The sequence below is a fragment of the Streptomyces sp. NPDC021096 genome (assembly GCF_040641275.1).
Lineage (GTDB): Bacteria > Actinomycetota > Actinomycetes > Streptomycetales > Streptomycetaceae > Streptomyces.
In genome coordinates this window covers 203,240-223,994 of record NZ_JBFADG010000006.1, presented here as the reverse complement: position 1 = coordinate 223,994, position 20,755 = coordinate 203,240, and the positions used below count along the sequence as shown (strand labels likewise).

Below are 20,755 nucleotides of genomic sequence, written 5' to 3'. Positions count from 1 at the left end.
CGGCCGGGCGCTGATAGCGGTGGACGCATGTCGCACTCACCGGAGCGTTCCTCCCGGCGCCGGCGGTCCGCGCGCCGCCGGGCCGCCCTCGTCGTCGCAGCAGCCTCCCTTGTCCTCGGGGCCGCCGCACCGCCGGTCCCCGGGGCGCTCGGGGTCGGCGACCGGCTCTTCCCGCACCTCGGCAACCCCGGCTACGACATCGCCGCCTACGACATCTCCTTCGGCTACCGCGCCAACAACCAGCCGCTCGACGCCGTGACCAGAATCGTCGCCCGGGCCACCGCCCCCCTGGAGCGGTTCAACCTGGACTTCACCCACGGCACGATCAGCGCGATCGAGGTCAACGGCGCCGCGGCACAGTTCGTCGCGGCCGGCGAGGACGTGGTCGTCACGCCGGCGCGGGCCGTGCCGTCCGGAGGGTCGTTCACCGTCACCGTCCGCCACACCAGCGATCCGCGGGGCGAGGGCGAAGGCGGCTGGGTGGCCACCAGCGACGGGCTGGTCATGGCCAACCAGGCCGACGCCGGCCACCGCGTCTTCCCCGGCAGCGACCACCCCTCCGACAAGGCGATGTTCACCTTCCGGGTGACCGCCCCCAAGGAGCTGACCGTCGTCGCCAACGGGCTGTCCGCCGGCCGCGAGACCTCGGGGGAGAACACCACCTGGACGTACCGGACGCTCCACCCGATGGCCACCGAGCTCGCGCAGGTCGCCATCGGCCGCTCCGCCGTACCCGAGCGCAGCGGGCCGGGCGGGCTCAAGCTGCGGGACGTGGTGCCGGCCGCGGACCAGAAGGAGCTGGAGCGGTGGACGGCCAGGACGCCGGACCACGTCGCGTGGATGGAGAAGAAGGTGGGGTCCTACCCCTTCGAGAGCTACGGCGTGCTCATCGCCGACGCCTCCACCGGCTTCGAACTCGAGACCCAGACCCTGTCCCTCTTCGAGCGCGACATCTTCACCAAGGCCGGCTTCCCCGCCTGGTACATCGAGTCCGTGATGGTCCACGAGCTGTCGCACCAGTGGTTCGGTGACAGCGTCAGCCCGCGGGTGTGGTCCGACCTGTGGCTCAACGAAGGCCACGCCACCTGGTACGAGGCGCAGTACGCGGAGGAGAGGTCCGGCCGGAAACTGGTGGACCGCATGCGCGCCGCCTACGAGCTCTCCGACCGGATGCGTGCCGACGGCGGCCCGCCCGCCGCCCCGATCAAGCCCGTCCCCGGCAAGAAGATCAGCATCTTCCGGCCGGTCGTCTACGACGGCGGCGCACTCGTCCTCTACGCCCTCCGCCAGCGGATCGGAGCCCCCGCCTTCGACCGGCTGGAACGCGCGTGGGTCCAGCGGCACCGCGACTCCACGGCGTCCACCGCCGACTTCGTCGCCCTCGCCACCGAGGTCTCCGGCCAGGACCAGTCGGCGTTCCTCAGGCCCTGGCTGTACGGGCAGAAGACCCCGCCGATGCCCGGGCACCCCGACTGGAAGACCGCCGCGAAACCCGCGTGACGACACGGCACGGGCGTGGGACGATCGACGGGTCGGCGAGGCCGCCGGCCCCGGGAATCTCCGGGGCGCGCCGGACGTTGTCGACCCTGAGGGCCCCCGGCGCGGGGGCAGGCACGTACCCACGACGTAAGGATCAAATGACCTCCTCTTCTTCCCTTCCCCAGGACCGGCAGGACCGGCAGAGCCTCCCGGAGAGCCTTCGGGCCGACGCCCTGATGGAAGAGGACGTCGCCTGGAGCCACGAGATCGACGGGGAGCGCGACGGCGACCAGTACGACCGCTCCGAGCGCGCGGCCCTGCGACGCGTAGCGGGACTGTCCACCGAGCTGGAGGACGTCACCGAGGTCGAGTACCGGCAGCTGCGCCTGGAGCGCGTGGTGCTGGTGGGCGTCTGGACCTCCGGTTCCGTGCAGGACGCCGAGAACTCCCTCGCGGAGCTGGCCGCGCTGGCCGAGACCGCGGGCGCCATGGTGCTCGACGGTGTCGTCCAGCGGCGCGACAAGCCGGACCCGGCGACCTACATCGGCTCGGGCAAGGCCCAGGAGCTGCGGGACATCGTCCTGGAGACCGGCGCCGACACCGTCGTGTGCGACGGTGAGCTCAGCCCCGGCCAGCTCATCCACCTCGAGGACGTCGTCAAGGTCAAGGTGGTCGACCGGACCGCCCTGATCCTCGACATCTTCGCCCAGCACGCCAAGTCCCGCGAGGGCAAGGCCCAGGTCTCGCTGGCCCAGATGCAGTACATGCTGCCCCGGCTGCGCGGCTGGGGTCAGTCGCTGTCCCGGCAGATGGGTGGCGGTGGCTCCGGTTCGTCCGGCGGCGGCATGGCCACGCGTGGCCCCGGTGAGACCAAGATCGAGACGGACCGGCGACGGATCCGCGAGAAGATGGCGAAGATGCGCCGGGAGATCGCGGAGATGAAGACCGGCCGCGACATCAAGCGCCAGGAGCGCCGTCGGAACAAGGTCCCGTCGGTGGCCATCGCCGGCTACACCAACGCCGGAAAGTCCTCGCTGCTCAACCGGCTCACCGGCGCGGGCGTGCTGGTGGAGAACTCCCTGTTCGCCACCCTCGACCCGACCGTGCGCCGGGCCGAGACGCCCTCCGGGCGGCTCTACACCCTCGCCGACACCGTCGGTTTCGTCCGGCACCTGCCGCACCACCTCGTCGAGGCGTTCCGCTCCACCATGGAGGAGGTCGGCGACTCCGACCTGATCCTGCACGTGGTGGACGGCTCGCACCCGGCGCCGGAGGAGCAGCTGGCCGCCGTGCGCGAGGTGATCCGCGATGTGGGCGCGCTGGACGTGCCCGAGATCGTGGTGATCAACAAGGCGGACGCGGCCGACCCGCTCGTGCTGCAGCGGCTGCTGCGCATCGAGAAGCACTCGATCGCGGTGTCCGCGCGGACCGGCGCGGGCATCGAGGAGCTGCTGGCCCTGATCGACGCCGAGCTGCCGCGGCCTGCCGTGGAGATCGAGGCGCTCGTGCCGTACACGCACGGTGCCCTGGTCGCGCGGGCCCACGCCGACGGCGAGATGATCTCCGAGGAGCACACCCCGGAGGGCACGCTGATCAAGGCCCGGGTGCACGAGGAGCTCGCGGCGGAGCTCCAGCGGTACGCACCGGCGGTCCGTTCCTGACCGTACGCACGCGAAGGCCCGCCCCGACGTCGTCGGGGCGGGCCTCGTGCGTTGCCGCTACGGCTGGCGCTTGTTCTAGCGCTTGTTCGCGAACTTCTGGCTGAGCGCGTCGTAGACGCCCTTGGCTTCCGGGCCCAGGCGCGGGCCCGCCAGCCAGGTGCTGTTGGCCGGGCCGATCGAGGTGTTCGAGACCAGCACGGCCTTGCCGTCGGGGCCCTTGGCGAACCAGCCGCCGCCGGACGAACCACCGGTCATGGTGCAGCCGATGCGGTACATCGTCGGCTGCGAGGGCTCGATGGTCAGACGACCCGGCCTGTCGACGCAGTCGTACATCTTCTGGCCGTCGAAGGGCGGCGCGGCCGGGTAGCCCCAGGCGCCCATGCTCTGGATGGACTTCACCTGCGGGGTGCTGAAGTCGACGGTGAGGGCGTTGCCCACCGTCTCCTCGAGCGACTTGCCGTTGCCGTTCTCCGACTTCACGTGCAGCACGGAGAAGTCGTAGGGAGCGCCGGCGCCACCGGTCTCGGCACCCTGGGTGATCCACTGCGAGGACGTCTGCGCCCAGTCCGCCCACCACACGCCGTACGGAGCGACGTCCGTCACCGGCGCGCTGTTGACCTGCGCGCCCGGCAGGCCCTTGTCGTTGTACGACGGCACGAAGGCGATGTTGCGGTACCAGCCGCCCTTCTTGCCGGCGTGCACGCAGTGGCCCGCGGTCCACACCATGTTGGACTTGCCGGGGTGTGCCGGGTCCTTGACGACCGTCGCCGAGCAGACCATGTGGCCCTCGGGGCTGTCGAAGAACACCTTGCCCACCGGAGCGGCGTTGTTGTGGTACGGCAGGCCGACGGCCTTGGCCTGGACCGGCCGCGGCTCGGGGTCGGTGACGCCCTGGTCGCTGGCGCTGCCGCCGCCCGGCACCGTACCCGGGGCGCCCTGCGTCGCGAGCGTCTTGTCGCTGGCGCGCGCGTCCTTCATCGTGTCGGGCTTCCAGTGGCCCTCGATGATGGGGTTGATGAAGTCACGGGCCTCACGGAGCCACTGCTCCTTGTCCCAGTTCTTCCAGGCGCCGTCCTTCCACTTCTTCTTCCACTTCTCCAGGTCCTGGGTGGGGATCCCCTTGGGCAGGCTCGGGAAGTCGTCGCCCTTCTGACCCGCGGCCGCGCTGGGCTTGGCTTCGCCCGAGGCCTTGTCGTCGCTCGGGCCGCACGCGGTGGCGGTCAGCGCCAGCGCGGCGGCGAGGGCGGCGGCCGCCAGGGCCGGCCGGCGTTTCGATGGCATGGAGTGGGCTCCCCCTGTGATCTGCACTCGCTCTTGGCGAATGTCCGCTCTGAGCACGGAATGTCGTGAACTTGTCATGCACCGCCCCGGCATGGGGCAGGGCCCCACTATGCCGGTGCCGGGAGAGACGGACATGGGCGGGTCCGCGGTTCCGGAACGAAGGATCTTGAGCCCGGGCCGTGATCCGCAGCTCTCGGCGTCGTTGGTACGTACGGGGGACGCCCGACCATCGTTCAGCGGCAGGAGGAAGTAACCGAGCCATGGCCCCGACCCGACCACCGCTGCCGGCACCGTCCGCGGCGTCGCCGCAGGCCCACGAGACCGCCGCCCGGCGGCAGTCGTCACGCGAGAGCGCGGCCCGTACGTACGCCCGGTCGCTGCCCGTCGTGCCGGTGCGCGCCCGGGGACTGACGATCGAGGGCGCCGACGGCCGCCGCTATCTGGACTGCGTCTCGGGGGCCGGCACCTTGGCGCTCGGACACAACCACCCCGTCGTGCTGGAAGCCATCCGTCGCGTCCTCGACTCCGGCGCTCCGCTGCACGCCCTGGACCTGGCCACCCCGGTGGAGGAGGCCTTCACCGGCGAGCTGTTCGCCACGCTCCCGCGCGGCCTGGCCGACTCGGCCCGGATCCGTTTCTGCGGACCGGCCGACGCCGACGCGAGGGAGGCCGCCGTCCGGCTCGTGCGGGCCGCGACCGGCCGCGACGGGCTGCTGGCCTCTTCCGGCTCCTCCCAGGGAATGCCGGGCTCCGGCGCGGCGTGGGAGACGAGGGCGGTCAGGCTGCCGTTCCCGCAGGACTACCGCTGCCCGTTCGGGGTCGGCGGCGAGGCCGGCGAGAGGCTGTCGGTGCGCTGGACCGAGACCCTGCTCGACGACACCGGCGGCGCGGGAGACCCGGCCGGACTGATCGTCGAACCCGTGCAGGACGAGGGCGGGGTCCTCCCGGCCCCCGACGGCTGGCTGCGCAGCCTGCGCGAGATCACCACGGCCCGCGCCATCCCCCTCATCGCCGACGAGACCCAGACGGGGGCCGGCCGGACGGGCGCCTTCTGGGCCGTCGAGCACAGCGGAATCGTCCCGGACGTGATGGTCCTGTCCAAGGCCATCGGCGGCAGCCTGCCGCTCGCCGTCGTCGTCCACCACGAAGACCTCGGGACCGGGCGGTCCGCCGAGCCCGAGGGCACCTTCCGCGGCAACCAGCTCGCCATGGCCGCGGGCACCGCGACCCTGCGCCACATCAGGGAGAACGCCCTGGCCGAGCGCGCGGCCCTGCTCGGCCGGCGCATGCTGGACCGGCTGCGCCCCCTGGCACGCGAACACGACTGCGTCGGTGACGTGCGGGGCAGAGGGCTGATGATCGGCATCGAGTTCGTCGACCCCGGGGCGGAGGAGACGACCGCCCGTGACACCGGTTCCTGCCGGCCGGTGGCCGCGGTGCCCGGTGCGTACGACCCCGGTCTCTGCGGGGAGCTCGACCTCGCGGCCCTGGGCACCGGTCCTGACCACCCCGCCGCGGGTGTCGGCCCGTCCCCCGCGAGCCCGGCGCTGGCCGCCGCCGTGCAGCAGGAATGCCTCCGGCGCGGCCTGATCGTCGCCCTGGGCGGCCGCGATTCCTGCGTGGTCCGCCTGCTGCCGCCCCTGACCATCACCGACGAACAGACCGAAGCCGTCCTCGACCGGCTGTCCGACGCCATCGCCACGGTCTCCCGCACCGCCCAGCGGATCCCCCACCCGAGAACGCCGAAGGAGGAAGGCGCCGCATCCCCGGCCGGAACGCCGTGACATGCCCGCCGCACACCGCATGAACGCACCCCTCCACGCCGACGCGTCCGCCGCCGGCCCGGACCGGTCCCCGGCAGTGCCCCGCCCGGCCGGCCCACGCGGCGAGGCGCAGGTCCATGGCGCCGGCGGCGCCACCGACCCGCTGGACCACCCCGACCCGCACGCCGCCGCGGACGCCGCCACCGTGGAGAACCTGCTGCGCTGCTGGGTGCGCGAACACGACATCCCCCGGCCCCACGGCGACATCCTCTACCTGCCGCTCAACGCCAGCGGCATCCCCCTGACCGTCCCCGTGCGCTACTGGTCCGCCACCGGCTGGCACCGCTTCGGCAGGGTCACCCTCACCGGCGGACCCGACGACGCCCCCGCCTTCGACGCCGTCACCCTCGCCGCCCTGCTCGGCCGCGAAGCCGCCCACCGGGCGGCGCAGACCGGCCGGCCCCCCACGGAGGACGGGGCCGAACTCGTCGCCAGGGTCGCGGACTCCGCGCGCCGTACCGCCACGTTCCTTACGGCCCGCCGCGAACGGCCCGCCGACCCGGACGCTGGGGAGCTCTTCCTCTACGGCGAGCAGTCCCTGCTTCTGGGGCACCCCCTGCACCCCGCGCCCAAGAGCCGCGAAGGGCTCTCCGATGCGGAAACGTTCGACTACTCCCCGGAGCTGCGCGGCCGCTTCCCCCTGCACTGGCTGGCCGTCCACCGCTCCGTGCTGGCCACGGACTCGGCCTGGACCGAGCGCGGCCGTGCCGTCGACGCCCCCACGCTGGCCGCCCGTCTCGCCGGGCCCGGCCTCGAACTGGAGCTTCCGGCCGACACGGTGGCCCTGCCCGTGCACCCCTGGCAGGCGCGCGACCTCCACCACCGCCCGGCCGTGGCCGCGCTCTTCGAGGCCGGGCTGCTCCACGACCTCGGTGCCCGCGGCGACGCCTGGTACCCCACCTCATCGGTCCGTACCGTGCACCGGCCCGGCGCCCCCGCCATGCTGAAGCTCTCGCTCGGCCTGCGCATCACCAACTCGCGCCGGGAGAACCTCCGCAAGGAGCTGTGCCGCGGCGTCGAGGTGCACCGGCTGCTGCGCGGCGGCCTCGCCGAGCGGTGGCGGGCGGCCTGCCCCGGAGGCCTCGGCTTCGACATCGTCCGCGACCCAGCCTGGCTGGCCGTCGACGCCCCCGACGGCACCCCGCTGCCGGGCGTCGACGTCGTCATCCGGCACAACCCCTTCGGCCCCGGCGACGACGCCGTGTGCGTCGCGGGGCTCATCTCGCCCCGGCCCTGGCCCGGCCGGCAGGGACCGGCCGGGCAGCCGGCCGTCTGCTCCCGCCTCGCCGACACCATCGGCCGGCTGGCGTTCCGCACCGGGCGGCCCACCGGTGCCGTCGCCGCGGAGTGGTTCCTGCGCTATCTGGAAGCCGTCGTACGACCCCTGCTCTGGCTCGACGGCGAAGCGGGCATCGCCCTGGAGGCCCACCAGCAGAACACCCTCGTCCTGCTGGACCCCGACGGCTGGCCGGTCGGCGGGCGCTTCCGCGACAACCAGGGCTACTACTTCCGTGAGTCCCACCGAGCCGCCCTCGGCCAACGCCTCCCCGGAATCGGACAGGAGAGCGACACTTTCGTAGCCGACGAGGTCGCTGACGAACGGTTTCTGTACTACCTGGGCATCAACAACGTCCTCGGGCTGATCGGTGCGTTCGGCTCCCAGCGTCTGGCCGACGAACAGATCCTGCTCGCCGCGCTCCGCCGCTTCCTCAAGGAAGCCGCCACCGGCTCCTCACCGACCCGCTCCCCTCTCCCCGAGCGGCTCCTGCAGGCGCCCACCCTGCGCTGCAAGGCCAACATGCTGACCAGGCTGCGAGGGCTCGACGAACTCGTCGGACCCGTGGACACCCAGTCCGTGTACGTCACCGTCGCCAACCCCCTGGCCTCGGCAGCGGGATGACGGCGATGGACGGGACGAGCGGGATGAACAGGATGAACGGGACGGGCGCGGAGTGGAACGGCGGTGGAAGCGCGCCGTCGTTCGACCCACTGACGGACCCGATCCCCGGCTTCCACAGCGAGGACTGCATCGACACGGTCGACCTCCGGCTGACCGAGGAACTCATCGAGTTCATCGCCTGCGACCATCCGGGGAGCGCCACCGCCCCGGGCCCGCCGCTCGGAGCCGACCTCCTGGACGCCCCCGCGGACTGGGGGCCCGTCGGTACGGAGCTGGGGCCGTTCCAGCTCGTACCGGTCCGCGTCGAGCGCGACCTTCGGCTGCTCACGCGGTGGATGAACGATCCGGCAGTCGCGGCGTTCTGGGGGCTGGCCGGGTCCGATGCCGTCGTCGAGACCCACCTCCGCGGCCAGCTCGACGGCGACGGGCGCAGCGTTCCCTGCCTCGGCGTGCTCGCCGGGGTCCCCATGAGCTACTGGGAGCTCTACCGCGCCGACCTCGATCCACTGGCCCGCCACTATCCGGCCCGGCCGCACGACACCGGGATCCACTTCCTCATCGGCAAGATCGCCGACCGGGGCCGGGGGCTGGGCACGCTCCTGCTGCGTACGGTCGCCGACCTCGTCCTGGACCGGCGCCCCTCCTGCAACCGCGTCGTCGGGGAACCGGACCTGCGCAACACCCCGTCCGCCGCGGCCTTCCTCGGCGCGGGCTTCCGGCTGACCGGCGAGGTGGAGCTGCCCGACAAGCGCGCGGCACTGATGATCCGCGACCGGGCGCTGCGGGCTGTGTTGTAGGCGTCACCTGCAGCCGTCACGCGAGTGCTTTCGCTGCTCCTCAGCCCCATGGTCCCGTCGATCCGGTCACCGGCACGACCATCAGGGCCCGCGATGTCAGTGCCGCCCCGTAGGCTGGCAACGCTATGACTGCCACCTCCTCGCCCTCCCTCACCGACCTGCTGCACACCGCCGTCACCGCCGTCGGCGGGACCGAGCGGCCCGGTCAGGTCGCCATGGCCGAAGCCGTCGCCGCGGCCATCGACGGCGGTTCCCACCTGCTCGTGCAGGCCGGCACCGGCACCGGAAAGTCGCTCGGCTACCTCGTGCCGGCCCTGGCGCACGGCGAGCGGGTGGTCGTCGCGACGGCCACGCTCGCGCTCCAGCGCCAGCTCGTGGAGCGTGACCTTCCGCGGACGGTCGACGCGCTGCACCCGCAGCTGCGCCGCCGCCCGGAATTCGCCATGCTCAAGGGCCGGTCCAACTACCTCTGTCTGCACCGGCTCCACGAGGGCGTGCCGCAGGAAGAGGAGGAAGGGCTGTTCGACCCCTTCGAGGCCGCCGCGCCCTCCAGCAAGCTGGGCAAGGACCTGCTGCGGCTGCGTGACTGGGCGGACGAGACCGAGACCGGCGACCGTGACGACCTCACCCCGGGCGTCTCCGATCGCGCGTGGTCGCAGGTGTCCGTCACCTCCCGCGAGTGCCTGGGCGCCTCGAAGTGCGCGTACGGCGCCGAGTGCTTCGCCGAGGCGGCCCGCGAGCGCGCCAAGCTCGCCGACGTCGTCGTCACCAATCACGCGCTGCTCGCCATCGACGCCATCGAGGGCGCGCCGGTCCTGCCCAGCCATGAGGTGCTGATCGTCGACGAGGCCCACGAGCTGGTCTCCCGGGTCACCGGGGTCGCCACGGGCGAGCTCACCCCCGGCCAGGTGAACCGGGCGGTCCGGCGGGCTGCCAAGCTCGTCGACGAGAAGGCGGCGGACGCCCTGCAGACGGCGTCCGAGAGCTTCGAGCGCCTGATGGAGCTGGCCCTTCCCGGCCGGCTGGAGGAGATCCCCGAGGATCTCGGCTACTGCCTGATGTCCTTGCGCGACGCGGCGCGCACGGTCATCAGCGCTCTCGGCACCACCCGCGACAAGTCCGTCCAGGACGAGGACGCGGTCCGCAAGCAGGCCCTCGCCTCCGTGGAGAACATCCACGCGGTCGCCGAGCGCATCGTGGAGGGCTCGGAGTACGACGTCGTCTGGTACGAGCGCCACGACCGCTTCGGGGCCTCGCTGCGGGTCGCGCCGATGTCGGTCTCCGGGCTGCTGCGCGAGAAGCTCTTCAACGAGCGCTCGGTGGTCCTCACCTCGGCCACCCTCAAGCTGGGCGGCGACTTCAACGGCGTCGGGGCCTCCCTCGGCCTCGCGCCCGAGGGCGTCGAGGGGGAGGACTGCCCGGAGTGGAAGGGCGTCGACGTCGGGTCGCCGTTCGACTACCCCAAGCAGGGCATCCTGTACGTCGCCAAGCACCTCGCCCAGCCGGGGCGGGAGGGCAGCCGGACGGACATGCTCGACGAGCTGGCAGAGCTCATCGAGGCCGCCGGAGGCCGCACGCTCGGCCTGTTCTCCTCGATGCGGGCGGCCCAGGCCGCGGCCGAGGAGCTGCGCGGCCGGCTCGACATGCCGATCCTGCTGCAGGGCGAGGAGACGCTGGGCGAGCTGATCCGTACGTTCGCCGGGGACACCCGTACGTGCCTGTTCGGCACCCTGTCGCTGTGGCAGGGAGTGGACGTCCCGGGCCCGAGCTGCCAGCTCGTCGTCATGGACCGGGTGCCCTTCCCGAGGCCGGACGATCCGCTGATGAGCGCCCGGCAGCGGGCGGTGGAGGACGCGGGCGGCAATGGCTTCATGGCCGTGGCCGCGACGCACGCGGCTCTGCTGATGGCCCAGGGGGCCGGCCGGCTGGTGCGCGCCTCGGGGGACCGTGGTGTGGTCGCCGTTCTCGACCCCCGGCTGGCGACGGCCCGCTACGGCTCGTTCCTGCGGGCCTCGATGCCGGACTTCTGGTACACCACGGACCGTAATCAGGTGCGCCGCTCCCTGTCCGCGATCGACGCGGCCGCGAAGGCGGAGGGCCACTAAGGCCACCAGGGGTCGGGTGCTCCGGGTGGCACCGGAGCGCACAGAGGCAAAAGAAGAGCCCCGGAACCGGCGCAGTGGTCCCGGGGCCCGGCCTTTCGGTGCGGGGCTTCACACGCGCCGTAGCACCGCCACCACCTTGCCCAGGATGGTCGCCTCGTCGCCGGGAATCGGCTGGTAGGCGGCGTTGTGGGGGAGCAGCCAGACGTGGCCGTCCTCGCGCTTGAAGCGCTTGACGGTCGCTTCGCCGTCGAGCATGGCGGCCACGATGTCGCCGTTCTCCGCGACGGGCTGGCGGCGTACCGTCACCCAGTCGCCGTCACAGATGGCCGCCTCGACCATGGAGTCGCCGACGACCTTCAGGACGAACAGCTCGCCGTCACCCACCAGTTGGCGGGGGAGGGGGAAGACGTCCTCCACCGACTCCTCGGCCAGGATCGGGCCACCGGCGGCGATCCGGCCGACCAGGGGAACGTAGGAGGCGGCGGGCTTGCCGGTGGTGTCGGTGGGCTGGGTGCTCGGCTGATCGGAGCCGCGCACCTCGTAGGCCCGGGGGCGATGAGGGTCCCTGCGCAGGAAGCCCTTCCGCTCGAGGGCCATGAGCTGATGGGCGACGGAGGACGTGCTGGACAGCCCCACCGCCTGGCCGATCTCGCGCATGGAAGGTGGGTACCCACGGCGCTGGACGGAGTCCCGGATCACCTCGATCACGCGGCGCTGCCGGTCGGTGAGCCCGGAGCTGTCCGCCCGGATGCCCGGGGGCCGCCCGGGAAGCGAGCGGGCCGGCTTCTGGCCCTCGGTGTTCATGGCTGCGTCGTTCATCGGGTGTGCCTGGTCGAGTCGGTTCTGGGAGCGGTCCTGGGCGGTGATGGTGGCGCTGTCTGCGGTGGTGGTCACGTCGGCCCCTCTCGAGATGTTCTCCCTAGCTGGACAACGGTAGTTGCTTTCGAAAGGTTGCGCCAAACACACGTTCGAGTGAAATATCGCGGATCGGCTGACGTGATCAGGTTGGAGGGTGTACGGACGGAGATCAATTCGCCCCATTACGGTACTCTTCGGTGCTGAGTCGCCCGGGCCGTGCCGACGTCCGTACGGGACGGACAGTAGCCGGTCGGGAGGGCTCGTCCGGTACCGCGCGGGGCCGCCGCGCCATGGTGCCAGTGTGACATCCGCGCACCCGCGGGGGCCTCCTCGGGCCCCTCCCGCAGGGGCGCGCCCGGCTTCCGGGGCTCGACACGCGACGGCCTGGGTTGAGTGCCCGGCACCAGATCTAGTGGTTTGATGGCGGCGGCTACCCACAAGTTGTGGTCGATGGTCCCTCCCGGTCATTCGCGGACCCGGGCATCGCCTATGCTGGGGGCTGCTCGGCGAGAGCCCCCGAGGGGCCCGTCGCGGCGGAGATCGTGCACAGTTTTTTCGAGGTTCCTCGAGGGTGAAGGAGGGTGGAGAGCCATGCACTGCCCCTTCTGCAGGCACCCCGACAGTCGAGTCGTCGACAGCCGGACCACCGATGACGGCTGTTCGATCCGCAGGCGCCGCCAGTGCCCCGACTGCTCCCGTCGGTTCACGACCGTGGAGACCGCGTCACTCATGGTGATCAAGCGGAGCGGGGTCACCGAGCCCTTCAGCCGCAACAAGGTCATCTCCGGAGTGCGCAAGGCGTGCCAGGGTCGCCCGGTCACCGAGGACGCCCTGGCCCAGCTCGGCCAGCGGGTCGAGGAGGCGGTGCGCGCCACGGGCAGCGCCGAGCTCTCCACGCACGACGTCGGCCTCGCCATACTCGGTCCGCTCAAGGACCTCGACCTCGTGGCGTATCTGCGGTTCGCGTCCGTGTACCAGGCGTTCGACTCGCTCGAGGACTTCGAGGCCGCCGTCACGGAACTGCGTGACGGAGTCCGTCGCGCCGAGGCCGAGGACGCATCCGCGGCGGACCCGGGCGGTCCCGCCGCCGGCGTCGAAGTCCCGGCGCCCGCCGTGGCCGTCGACTGAGCGGCCGCAATCAGACCTACCCGGCGCGCTGAGCGCAGCCGGGTGACAGAACACATCGCGCCCCGGAAGAATTAGGCGCATTAGGGCGTTTTGCCCGTAGAGGGAGGCGGCATGACCGAGACGACGAGCGGCCCGGCACGAGGTTCCCGCTCCAAGGGAAACAAGGGCGGCAAGGGTCTGCGCATCGAACGCATCCACACGACCCCCGGCGTGCACCCGTACGACGAGGTGGTCTGGGAGCGTCGTGACGTCGTCATGACCAACTGGCGCGACGGCTCGATCAACTTCGAGCAGTGCGGCGTGGAGTTCCCCGACTTCTGGTCGGTGAACGCGGTCAACATCGTCACCAGCAAGTACTTCCGTGGCGCCACCGGTTCCCCCGAGCGCGAGTCCAGCCTCCGCCAGCTCATCGACCGCGTCGTGAAGACCTACCGCGCGGCCGGTGAGGAGCACGGCTACTTCGCCTCTCCCGCGGACGCCGAGATCTTCGAGCACGAGCTCACCTACGCGCTCCTGCACCAGGTCTTCAGCTTCAACTCGCCGGTCTGGTTCAACGTCGGCACCAAGCAGCCGCAGCAGGTCTCGGCCTGCTTCATCCTCTCCGTCGACGACTCCATGGAGTCGATCCTCGACTGGTACAAGGAAGAGGGGATGATCTTCAAGGGGGGCTCCGGCGCGGGCCTGAACCTCTCCCGCATCCGCTCCTCCAAGGAGCTGCTCTCCTCCGGCGGCAATGCCTCCGGTCCCGTCTCCTTCATGCGCGGCGCCGACGCCTCCGCCGGAACGATCAAGTCGGGCGGCGCCACGCGCCGTGCGGCGAAGATGGTCGTGCTCGACGTCGACCACCCGGACGTCGAGGCCTTCATCGAGACCAAGGTGAAGGAGGAGGAGAAGGTCCGCGCCCTGCGCGACGCCGGCTTCGACATGGACCTGGGCGGCGATGACATCACCTCCGTCCAGTACCAGAACGCCAACAACTCCGTCCGTGTCAACGACGAGTTCATGAAGGCCGTCGAGAGCGGCTCGAAGTTCGGTCTGCGCGCCCGGATGACCGGCGAGGTCATCGAGGAGGTCGACGCCAAGGGCCTCTTCCGCAAGATGGCCGAGGCGGCCTGGGCCTGCGCCGACCCGGGCATCCAGTACGACGACACGATCAACCACTGGCACACCTCGCCGGAGTCGGGCCGCATCACCGCGTCCAACCCGTGCAGCGAGTACATGCACCTGGACAACTCCTCGTGCAACCTCGCCTCGCTCAACCTCATGAAGTTCCTGCGCGACGACGACCAGGGCAACCAGTCGTTCGACGCCGAGCGCTTCGCCAAGGTCGTCGAGCTCGTGATCACGGCGATGGACATCTCCATCTGCTTCGCCGACTTCCCGACCGAGAAGATCGGCGAGACCACTCGCGCCTTCCGCCAGCTGGGCATCGGCTACGCCAACCTCGGCGCCCTGCTGATGGCCACCGGTCACGCCTACGACAGCGAGGGCGGCCGCGCGCTCGCCGGTGCCATCACCTCGCTGATGACCGGCACCTCCTACAAGCGCTCCGCCGAGCTGGCCGCGGTCGTCGGCCCGTACGACGGCTACGCCCGCAACGCCGACGCCCACAAGCGCGTCATGAAGCAGCACGCCGACGCCAACGGCGCCGCCCTGCGCATGGACGACCTGGACACCCCGGTCTGGGCCGCGGCGACCGAGGCGTGGCAGGACGTCGTCCGCCTCGGCGAGAAGGACGGCTTCCGCAACGCCCAGGCCTCGGTGCTGGCCCCCACGGGCACCATCGGCCTGATGATGGACTGCGACACCACGGGCGTCGAGCCGGACCTGGCCCTGGTCAAGTTCAAGAAGCTCGTCGGCGGCGGCTCGATGCAGATCGTGAACAACACGGTGCCCAAGGCGCTCAAGCGCCTGGGCTACCAGCCGGAGCAGGTCGAGGCGATCGTCGCGCACATCGCCGAGCACGGCAACGTGATCGACGCCCCGAGCCTGAAGGCCGAGCACTACGAGGTCTTCGACTGCGCCATGGGCGAGCGCGCGATCTCCGCCATGGGCCACGTGCGCATGATGGCCGCCGCGCAGCCGTTCCTGTCGGGTGCGATCTCCAAGACCGTGAACCTGCCCGAGTCGGCCACCGTCGAGGAGGTCGAGGAGGTCTACTTCGAGGGCTGGAAGCTCGGTCTGAAGGCGCTCGCGATCTACCGCGACAACTGCAAGGTCGGCCAGCCGCTCTCCGCCAAGAAGAAGGAGCAGGCCAAGGCCCCCGAGGCCGTCGCTCCCGCCGCCGCGGAGAAGGTCGTCGAGTACCGTCCGGTCCGCAAGCGCCTGCCCAAGGGCCGTCCGGGCATCACCACCTCCTTCACGGTGGGTGGCGCCGAGGGCTACATGACCGCCAACTCCTACCCGGACGACGGTCTGGGTGAGGTCTTCCTGAAGATGTCCAAGCAGGGCTCGACCCTCGCGGGCATGATGGACGCCTTCTCGATCGCCGTCTCGGTCGGTCTGCAGTACGGCGTCCCGCTGGAGACCTACGTCTCGAAGTTCACCAACATGCGCTTCGAGCCGGCCGGCATGACGGACGACCCGGACGTGCGGATGGCGCAGTCGATCGTCGACTACATCTTCCGCCGCCTGGCGCTGGACTTCCTGCCCTTCGAGACGCGCTCGGCGCTGGGCATCCACTCCGCCGAGGAGCGTCAGCGTCACCTGGACACCGGGTCGTACGAAGCGGGCGACGACGAGGTGGACGTCGAGGGCCTGGCCCAGTCGGCGCCGCGTCACCTCCAGGCTCCCAAGCCCGACGTCCCGGCCCAGCCCGCCCCGGCCCCGGCCCCCAAGCAGGTGCACAACTCCACCGAGCTGGTGGAGATGCAGCTCGGCCTGAACGCGGACGCCCCGCTGTGCTTCTCCTGCGGCACGAAGATGCGCCGTGCGGGCAGCTGCTACCTCTGCGAGGGCTGCGGTTCGACCAGCGGCTGCAGCTGATCGCGCGGTCAGCGCCGTACGTCGCTGCCCGTCGCTCCATGTGAGCGGCTGACCGTCGTATGACCGATGGGGGAGCCGGCTTTGTGCCGGCTCCCCCATCGGCGTATCCGGGTCCCTGCCCCTGTGTGAATACTGGTGCAGTGATCAACTGGAAGGCGGAGGTGGGGAATGAGTAATTCCATATGGTGCGGTGAGGAATTGGACCTCGATGCCTATCTGGCTCGGATCGGCTGGGAGGGGCCCGTCCGGCCGGACCTGGAGACACTGCGGGCGCTGCACCGCAGACATGTGGCGGCGATTCCCTTCGAGAATCTCGAGGTGATCCTGGGCCGTCCGGTGCTGCTGGACATCAAGGCGCTGCAGGACAAGATGGTGGCGCAGAAGCGCGGCGGCTACTGCTACGAACAGAACTCCCTGCTGGCCGCCGCTCTCGAACGCATCGGGTTCACCTTCTCGGGGCTCGGCGCGCGGGTGCGTTCGGGCAGCGAGAGTCTGCGTCCGGTCACCCACATGGCCTTGAAGGTGGAGGCCGACGGTGAGGAGTGGCTGTGCGACGTCGGGTTCGGCGGTGAGGGCCTGCTGGAACCGCTGCCCCTGAGGGACGGGGCGGAAGCCGGGCAGGGAAAGTGGCGGTTTGGAATCGGGCGTGAAGAGAAGGACGTCTACGTTCTGCGCACGCTCCGGTCGGACGGTTGGCGCGACCTTTACGCCGTCGGTCCGGAGGACCGTTTTCCGATCGACTATGTCCTGATGAACCACTACACCTCGACGCATCCCCGCTCGCCGTTCGTCTCCCGGCCGATCATCCAGCAGACGGAGCCGGGCCTACGGCGGATGCTCGTGGGCTCGACGCTCGCGACCGCACATCCCGACGGCTCGATGGAACAACGGGTGGTCCCGGTGGAGGAGTTGACCGAGGTACTGCGGAGCGAGTTCCGGATCGAACTGGACGCCGCGGATTCCTCGACGCTCGCCCGCGTGTACTCCTCCGGTACGTGACCCGGGCCACTGCCTGAGCCGTACGATGGCTCGGTGCTGGTCAAGTGGATTCGCTGCACCGTGGTGGACCGCCGTGGGTTCGAGCGGGGGCAGCGGAAGTGGGCGGGGTTGCTCGGTGAGCCCGGGTTCCGGGGGCAGGGGGGAGGCTGGAGCCGGGCGCGCCCCGATGTGGTGCACCTCTTCGGCTTCTGGGAGAGCCGGGCGTTCTACGACTCCTTCATGGCGCGCTCGCACGACCGGCTGGCGGCCTCGCAGGTCGGCACGTTCAGGAACACCCAGGTGCGGCTCTTCGAGCACCGCTTCGATGTGAAGGTCGGATTCCGGCCGCAGTTCACGGATGCGGACGTCGTGCGCTTCGCCCACTGCCGGGTCCGTGAGAACCGGGTCGAGCACTTCACGCTCATGCAGGAGAAGGTGTGGAATCCGGCGATGGCCGGCTCGCCCGGAATGCTGCGCGGCGTCTTCGGCGAAGCGCCCGGCCAGGAGTTCCTCGTGCTGTCGATGTGGAACTCCGAGGCCGAGCACGGGAAATACCGTGCGGACCGGGTGGAGCGGCTCGGTCTTCGGGCGCAGACCGAGGCCGACGTCGCGGCCATCACCGGCGACGTCGTGGAGATAGAGCAGGCGTGGACGGTGTGACGACCGGCCCGGGGCGTTCCCGGCCCGGCGTCAGGAGTGCCGTCCGCCGTCACGCCGCCGGGGCGTAGACCCCCGCCCGGACCCCGGCGAGCACGCTGTCGGCTGCCTGCTCCGCCACGGCCGCGTCGACGGGTTCGCGGGTGATGAACAGCCGGAAGAACAACGGCGCGGACACCGCTCGCGCGACCGCGCCCGCGTCGGTGCCGGGCGGGGCCTCGCCGCGCTCGACGGCCCGCTCGACCATCGGCGCGCAGCGCCCGAAGCGCTCGGCGTAGAAGCGGCGCAGCGCCTCTGAGGCGCGTTCGGACTGGAAAGCCGCGCTGATGAAGGCGGTGGGGGCGGCCGCGACCACCGGGTCGCTGAAGGTGTCGACGACCTCATGGGCCAGAGCCAGCAGGTCGCCTCGCAGGGAGCCGGTGTCCGGAGGGGTCCAGCTGTCCTCGCCCGCCAGATCGAGGGCGTCCGCCACCAGCCCTTCGACGCTGCCCCAGCGGCGGTACAGCGTGGTCTTGTGAACGCCGGAGTGCTCGGCGACGTACTCGACGCTCAGCCCGGGGTAACCGTGCTCCGCCAGTCCGGTGAGGACGGCGTCGCGCACGGCGGCACGGGTGCGGGCGGTGCGGCCGCCGGGGCGCACGGTGCCCGGGGTGCTGGGGGAGGGGGCCTCCGCAGGCAACTGCAACTCCTGTTGCGTTAAGGGGTGGGGCTCTGTCATGCTGAGCGTAACGCAACACTGGTTGCGTTTGCTGTTTGGTCGCCTGCCTGTTCTCGGAGGTCCCTTCATGCCTACCCAGCTCTCCCTGCGCGAGGTGTCCCTCTCTCGTGGCGACCGCCTGCTCCTCGACGGCGTGTCCCTCTCGGTGCGGGCGGGCGAAAGAGTCGGTGTCGTCGGGGAGAACGGCGCCGGAAAGTCCACCCTGCTGAAGCTCCTGGCCAAAGCGGAGCGGCCCGATGACGGCACGGTGGTGGCCTTGGCCGACGGCGGCATCGGATACCTCGGCCAGACGCCCGACCTGCCCCCGGACGGCACGGTCGCGCAGGCGGTCGACGCGGCCCTCGCCGAACTGCGCACCATGGAGGGTCGCCTGCGCGAGCTGGAGACCACCCTGGCCACGGCCGGACCCGGCACGCTCGAGGAATACGGGGACCTGCTCACGGCCTTCGAGGCCCGCGGCGGTTACGAAGCCGACGCCCGGGTCGACAAGGCCCTGCACGGCCTGGGCGTCGGCCATCTCGACCGGGACCGCCGCCTGGGCACCCTCTCGGGCGGCGAACAGGCCCGGCTCGGCCTGGCCTGCACCCTCGCCGCCGCACCCGAGGTCATGCTGCTGGACGAACCCACCAACCATCTGGACGGCGCGTCCCTGGCCTGGCTGGAGGACGCCCTGCACGCCCATCGCGGCACAGTGGTGGCCATCTCCCACGACCGGGTCTTCCTCGAACGCGTCGCCACCGCCGTGGTCGAGGTCGACGCCGACCGGCGGACCCTGGTCCGCTACGGCGGCGGCTACGCCGGCTACCTCGCGGAGCACACCGCGGCCCGCCGACGGTGGGAAGAGGCATACGAACGCTGGTGTGCGGAGACCGAGGCGCTCACCGAGACCGCCCGGACCACCGCCCGCGCCGTGGCCCAGGGACGTGCCATCAAGGACGGCAACAAGATGGCCTACGACCGGGACAAGGCGCGCGTGCAGTCCTCGGTCTCCAGCCGCGTGCGCAATGCCCGGGAACGGCTTCGCAGACTGGAGGAGACTCCCGTGCCCCGTCCGCCGGAACCGCTGCGCTTCACCGCCCGGCCGGCCGTGGGAACCGCAGGAGGGGCCCTCGTGACGCTCGAGAACGTACGGGTCGGCGACCGCCTCGCCGTCGACGCCCTGGAGGTACGGGCAGGGGAGCGGCTGCTGGTGCACGGGGCCAACGGCGCCGGGAAGTCGACGCTGCTGCGCCTGATGGCGGGGGTCGCCCGGCCCGACACCGGCACGGTCCACAGGAGCGGCCGCATCGGCTACCTCGCCCAGGAGATTCCCGTGAGCCGACCGGCCGAGCGGCTGCTGGAGGCCTTCCGCCGAGGGCTGCCGGGGACGGACGAAGAGCAGGAGGCCCTCCTGTTGTCCTACGGACTCTTCCGGGAACGCGACCTTCACGTGCCCGTCGGATCGCTCTCGGCCGGACAGCGCCGCCGCCTCGCCCTCGCCCGGCTGCTGGCCCGCCCCGCCGACCTGCTGCTGCTCGACGAGCCCGCCAATCACCTCGCCCTCGGCCTGGTCGAGCAGCTCGAGCAGGCTTTGGACGCGTGGGCCGGGGCCCTGGTGATCGTCTCCCACGACCGGGCGCTGCACCGTCGCTTCACCGGCCACCGGTGCGAAATACGCGCCGGCCGGGCACTGCTCACCCGGACCCACGAGGCGGCCGCCGACGGCTCGAACTAGGGTTGACGGCATGGCACGGCCCCGGCGCATAGTCCTCCTCCGGCACGGAGAGTCCGAAGGCAATGTCGACGACACCGTCTACGAACGCGAGCCCGACCACGCCCTGTCGCTGACGACGACCGGCCGCAAGCAGGCCGAGGCGGCCGGCCTGCGGCTGCGGGCGGTGTTCGGGGAGGAATACGTCTCCGCCTACGTCTCGCCGTACCGGCGCACCCATCAGACCTTCCATGCCCTCGGCCTCGACCCGAGCCGGATCCGCGTCCGGGAGGAGCCGCGCCTGAGGGAGCAGGACTGGGGAAACTGGCAGGAGCGGGAGGACGTGCGCCGCCAGAAGGCCTACCGGGACACCTACGGCCACTTCTTCTACCGCTTCGCGCAGGGCGAGTCGGGCGCCGACGTCTACGACCGGGTCGGCTCCTTCCTGGAGAGCCTGTGGCGCAGCTTCGAGGACCCCGGCCACCCGCCGAACGTCCTGCTCGTCACCCATGGCCTGACCATGCGGCTGTTCTGCATGAGGTGGCTGCACTGGAGCGTCGCCGAGTTCGAATGTCTGTCGAATCCCGGCAACGGCGAGACGCGCATGCTGCTGCTCGGACCGGACGGCAGGTATCACCTGGACCGGCCGTTCGACCGCTGGTGCACCCCCGAATCGTATGGCTTCACCGGTTAGA

The 20,755-nt window shown here is 71.3% G+C and carries 15 protein-coding genes; 12 read left to right on the top strand and 3 right to left on the bottom strand.

Annotated elements, in window-relative coordinates; translation table 11 throughout:
- Nucleotides 1-27: 27 nt before the first annotated feature.
- Nucleotides 28-1,500, top strand: a complete 1,473-nt coding sequence (locus AB0G59_RS12570) for a M1 family metallopeptidase (RefSeq protein ID WP_360910777.1) — start codon at nt 28-30, stop codon at nt 1,498-1,500.
- A 137-nt stretch (nt 1,501-1,637) separates the two neighbouring features.
- On the top strand, nt 1,638-3,140 hold the full coding sequence (gene hflX / locus AB0G59_RS12565; protein ID WP_360910775.1) for a GTPase HflX: 1,503 nt from the start codon (nt 1,638-1,640) through the stop codon (nt 3,138-3,140).
- Between the two features lie 75 nt (nt 3,141-3,215).
- On the opposite strand, the gene AB0G59_RS12560 is transcribed toward hflX, so the two are convergent.
- Entirely contained in the window at nt 3,216-4,421 is a 1,206-nt protein-coding gene (locus tag AB0G59_RS12560) for a hypothetical protein (RefSeq protein ID WP_360910773.1), read from the bottom strand.
- A gap of 260 nt (nt 4,422-4,681) precedes the next feature.
- On the opposite strand from AB0G59_RS12560, the gene AB0G59_RS12555 reads away from it, so the two are divergent.
- From AB0G59_RS12555 to AB0G59_RS12540, 4 genes are all read left to right on the top strand, one after another.
- Complete coding sequence (locus tag AB0G59_RS12555; RefSeq protein WP_360910771.1) at nt 4,682-6,205, top strand: aminotransferase class III-fold pyridoxal phosphate-dependent enzyme; 1,524 nt, start codon at nt 4,682-4,684, stop codon at nt 6,203-6,205.
- 19 nt (nt 6,206-6,224) lie between these two features.
- The gene (locus AB0G59_RS12550) at nt 6,225-8,144 is read left to right on the top strand and encodes an IucA/IucC family protein (protein ID WP_360910769.1); all 1,920 of its coding nucleotides are present in this window, start codon (nt 6,225-6,227) and stop codon (nt 8,142-8,144) included.
- Nucleotides 8,145-8,167: 23 nt separating this feature from the next.
- On the top strand, nt 8,168-8,941 hold the full coding sequence (locus AB0G59_RS12545; protein ID WP_360910767.1) for a GNAT family N-acetyltransferase: 774 nt from the start codon (nt 8,168-8,170) through the stop codon (nt 8,939-8,941).
- Between the two features lie 125 nt (nt 8,942-9,066).
- Nucleotides 9,067-11,046, top strand: a complete 1,980-nt coding sequence (locus AB0G59_RS12540; protein ID WP_360910764.1) for an ATP-dependent DNA helicase — start codon at nt 9,067-9,069, stop codon at nt 11,044-11,046.
- A gap of 108 nt (nt 11,047-11,154) precedes the next feature.
- Here AB0G59_RS12540 and lexA read toward each other — a convergent pair whose 3' ends face one another.
- A complete protein-coding gene (gene lexA, locus AB0G59_RS12535) occupies nt 11,155-11,940 on the bottom strand; it encodes a transcriptional repressor LexA (RefSeq protein WP_071961841.1) in 786 nt (261 codons plus the stop codon).
- A gap of 555 nt (nt 11,941-12,495) precedes the next feature.
- Between lexA and nrdR the strand changes: the two genes are divergently transcribed.
- From nrdR to AB0G59_RS12515, 4 genes are all read left to right on the top strand, one after another.
- Complete coding sequence (nrdR, locus tag AB0G59_RS12530) at nt 12,496-13,032, top strand: transcriptional regulator NrdR (RefSeq protein WP_360910762.1); 537 nt, start codon at nt 12,496-12,498, stop codon at nt 13,030-13,032.
- Nucleotides 13,033-13,143: 111 nt separating this feature from the next.
- Nucleotides 13,144-16,017 carry a vitamin B12-dependent ribonucleotide reductase gene (locus AB0G59_RS12525; protein ID WP_360910760.1) on the top strand — a complete coding sequence of 958 codons (2,874 nt, stop codon included), beginning with the start codon at nt 13,144-13,146 and terminating at the stop codon, nt 16,015-16,017.
- A gap of 198 nt (nt 16,018-16,215) precedes the next feature.
- A complete protein-coding gene (locus AB0G59_RS12520; protein WP_360910757.1) occupies nt 16,216-17,016 on the top strand; it encodes an arylamine N-acetyltransferase in 801 nt (266 codons plus the stop codon).
- Between the two features lie 33 nt (nt 17,017-17,049).
- Nucleotides 17,050-17,655, top strand: coding sequence for a YdbC family protein (locus AB0G59_RS12515; protein ID WP_071961837.1), 606 nt, complete (start codon nt 17,050-17,052; stop codon nt 17,653-17,655).
- 49 nt (nt 17,656-17,704) lie between these two features.
- Here AB0G59_RS12515 and AB0G59_RS12510 read toward each other — a convergent pair whose 3' ends face one another.
- Nucleotides 17,705-18,331, bottom strand: a complete 627-nt coding sequence (locus AB0G59_RS12510) for a TetR/AcrR family transcriptional regulator (protein WP_360910755.1) — start codon at nt 18,329-18,331, stop codon at nt 17,705-17,707.
- A gap of 106 nt (nt 18,332-18,437) precedes the next feature.
- Here AB0G59_RS12510 and abc-f point away from each other — a divergent pair, with 106 nt between their 5' ends.
- Complete coding sequence (gene abc-f / locus AB0G59_RS12505) at nt 18,438-20,084, top strand: ribosomal protection-like ABC-F family protein (RefSeq protein ID WP_360910753.1); 1,647 nt, start codon at nt 18,438-18,440, stop codon at nt 20,082-20,084.
- A 10-nt stretch (nt 20,085-20,094) separates the two neighbouring features.
- Complete coding sequence (locus tag AB0G59_RS12500) at nt 20,095-20,754, top strand: histidine phosphatase family protein (RefSeq protein WP_360910751.1); 660 nt, start codon at nt 20,095-20,097, stop codon at nt 20,752-20,754.
- Nucleotide 20,755: the final 1 nt, after the last annotated feature.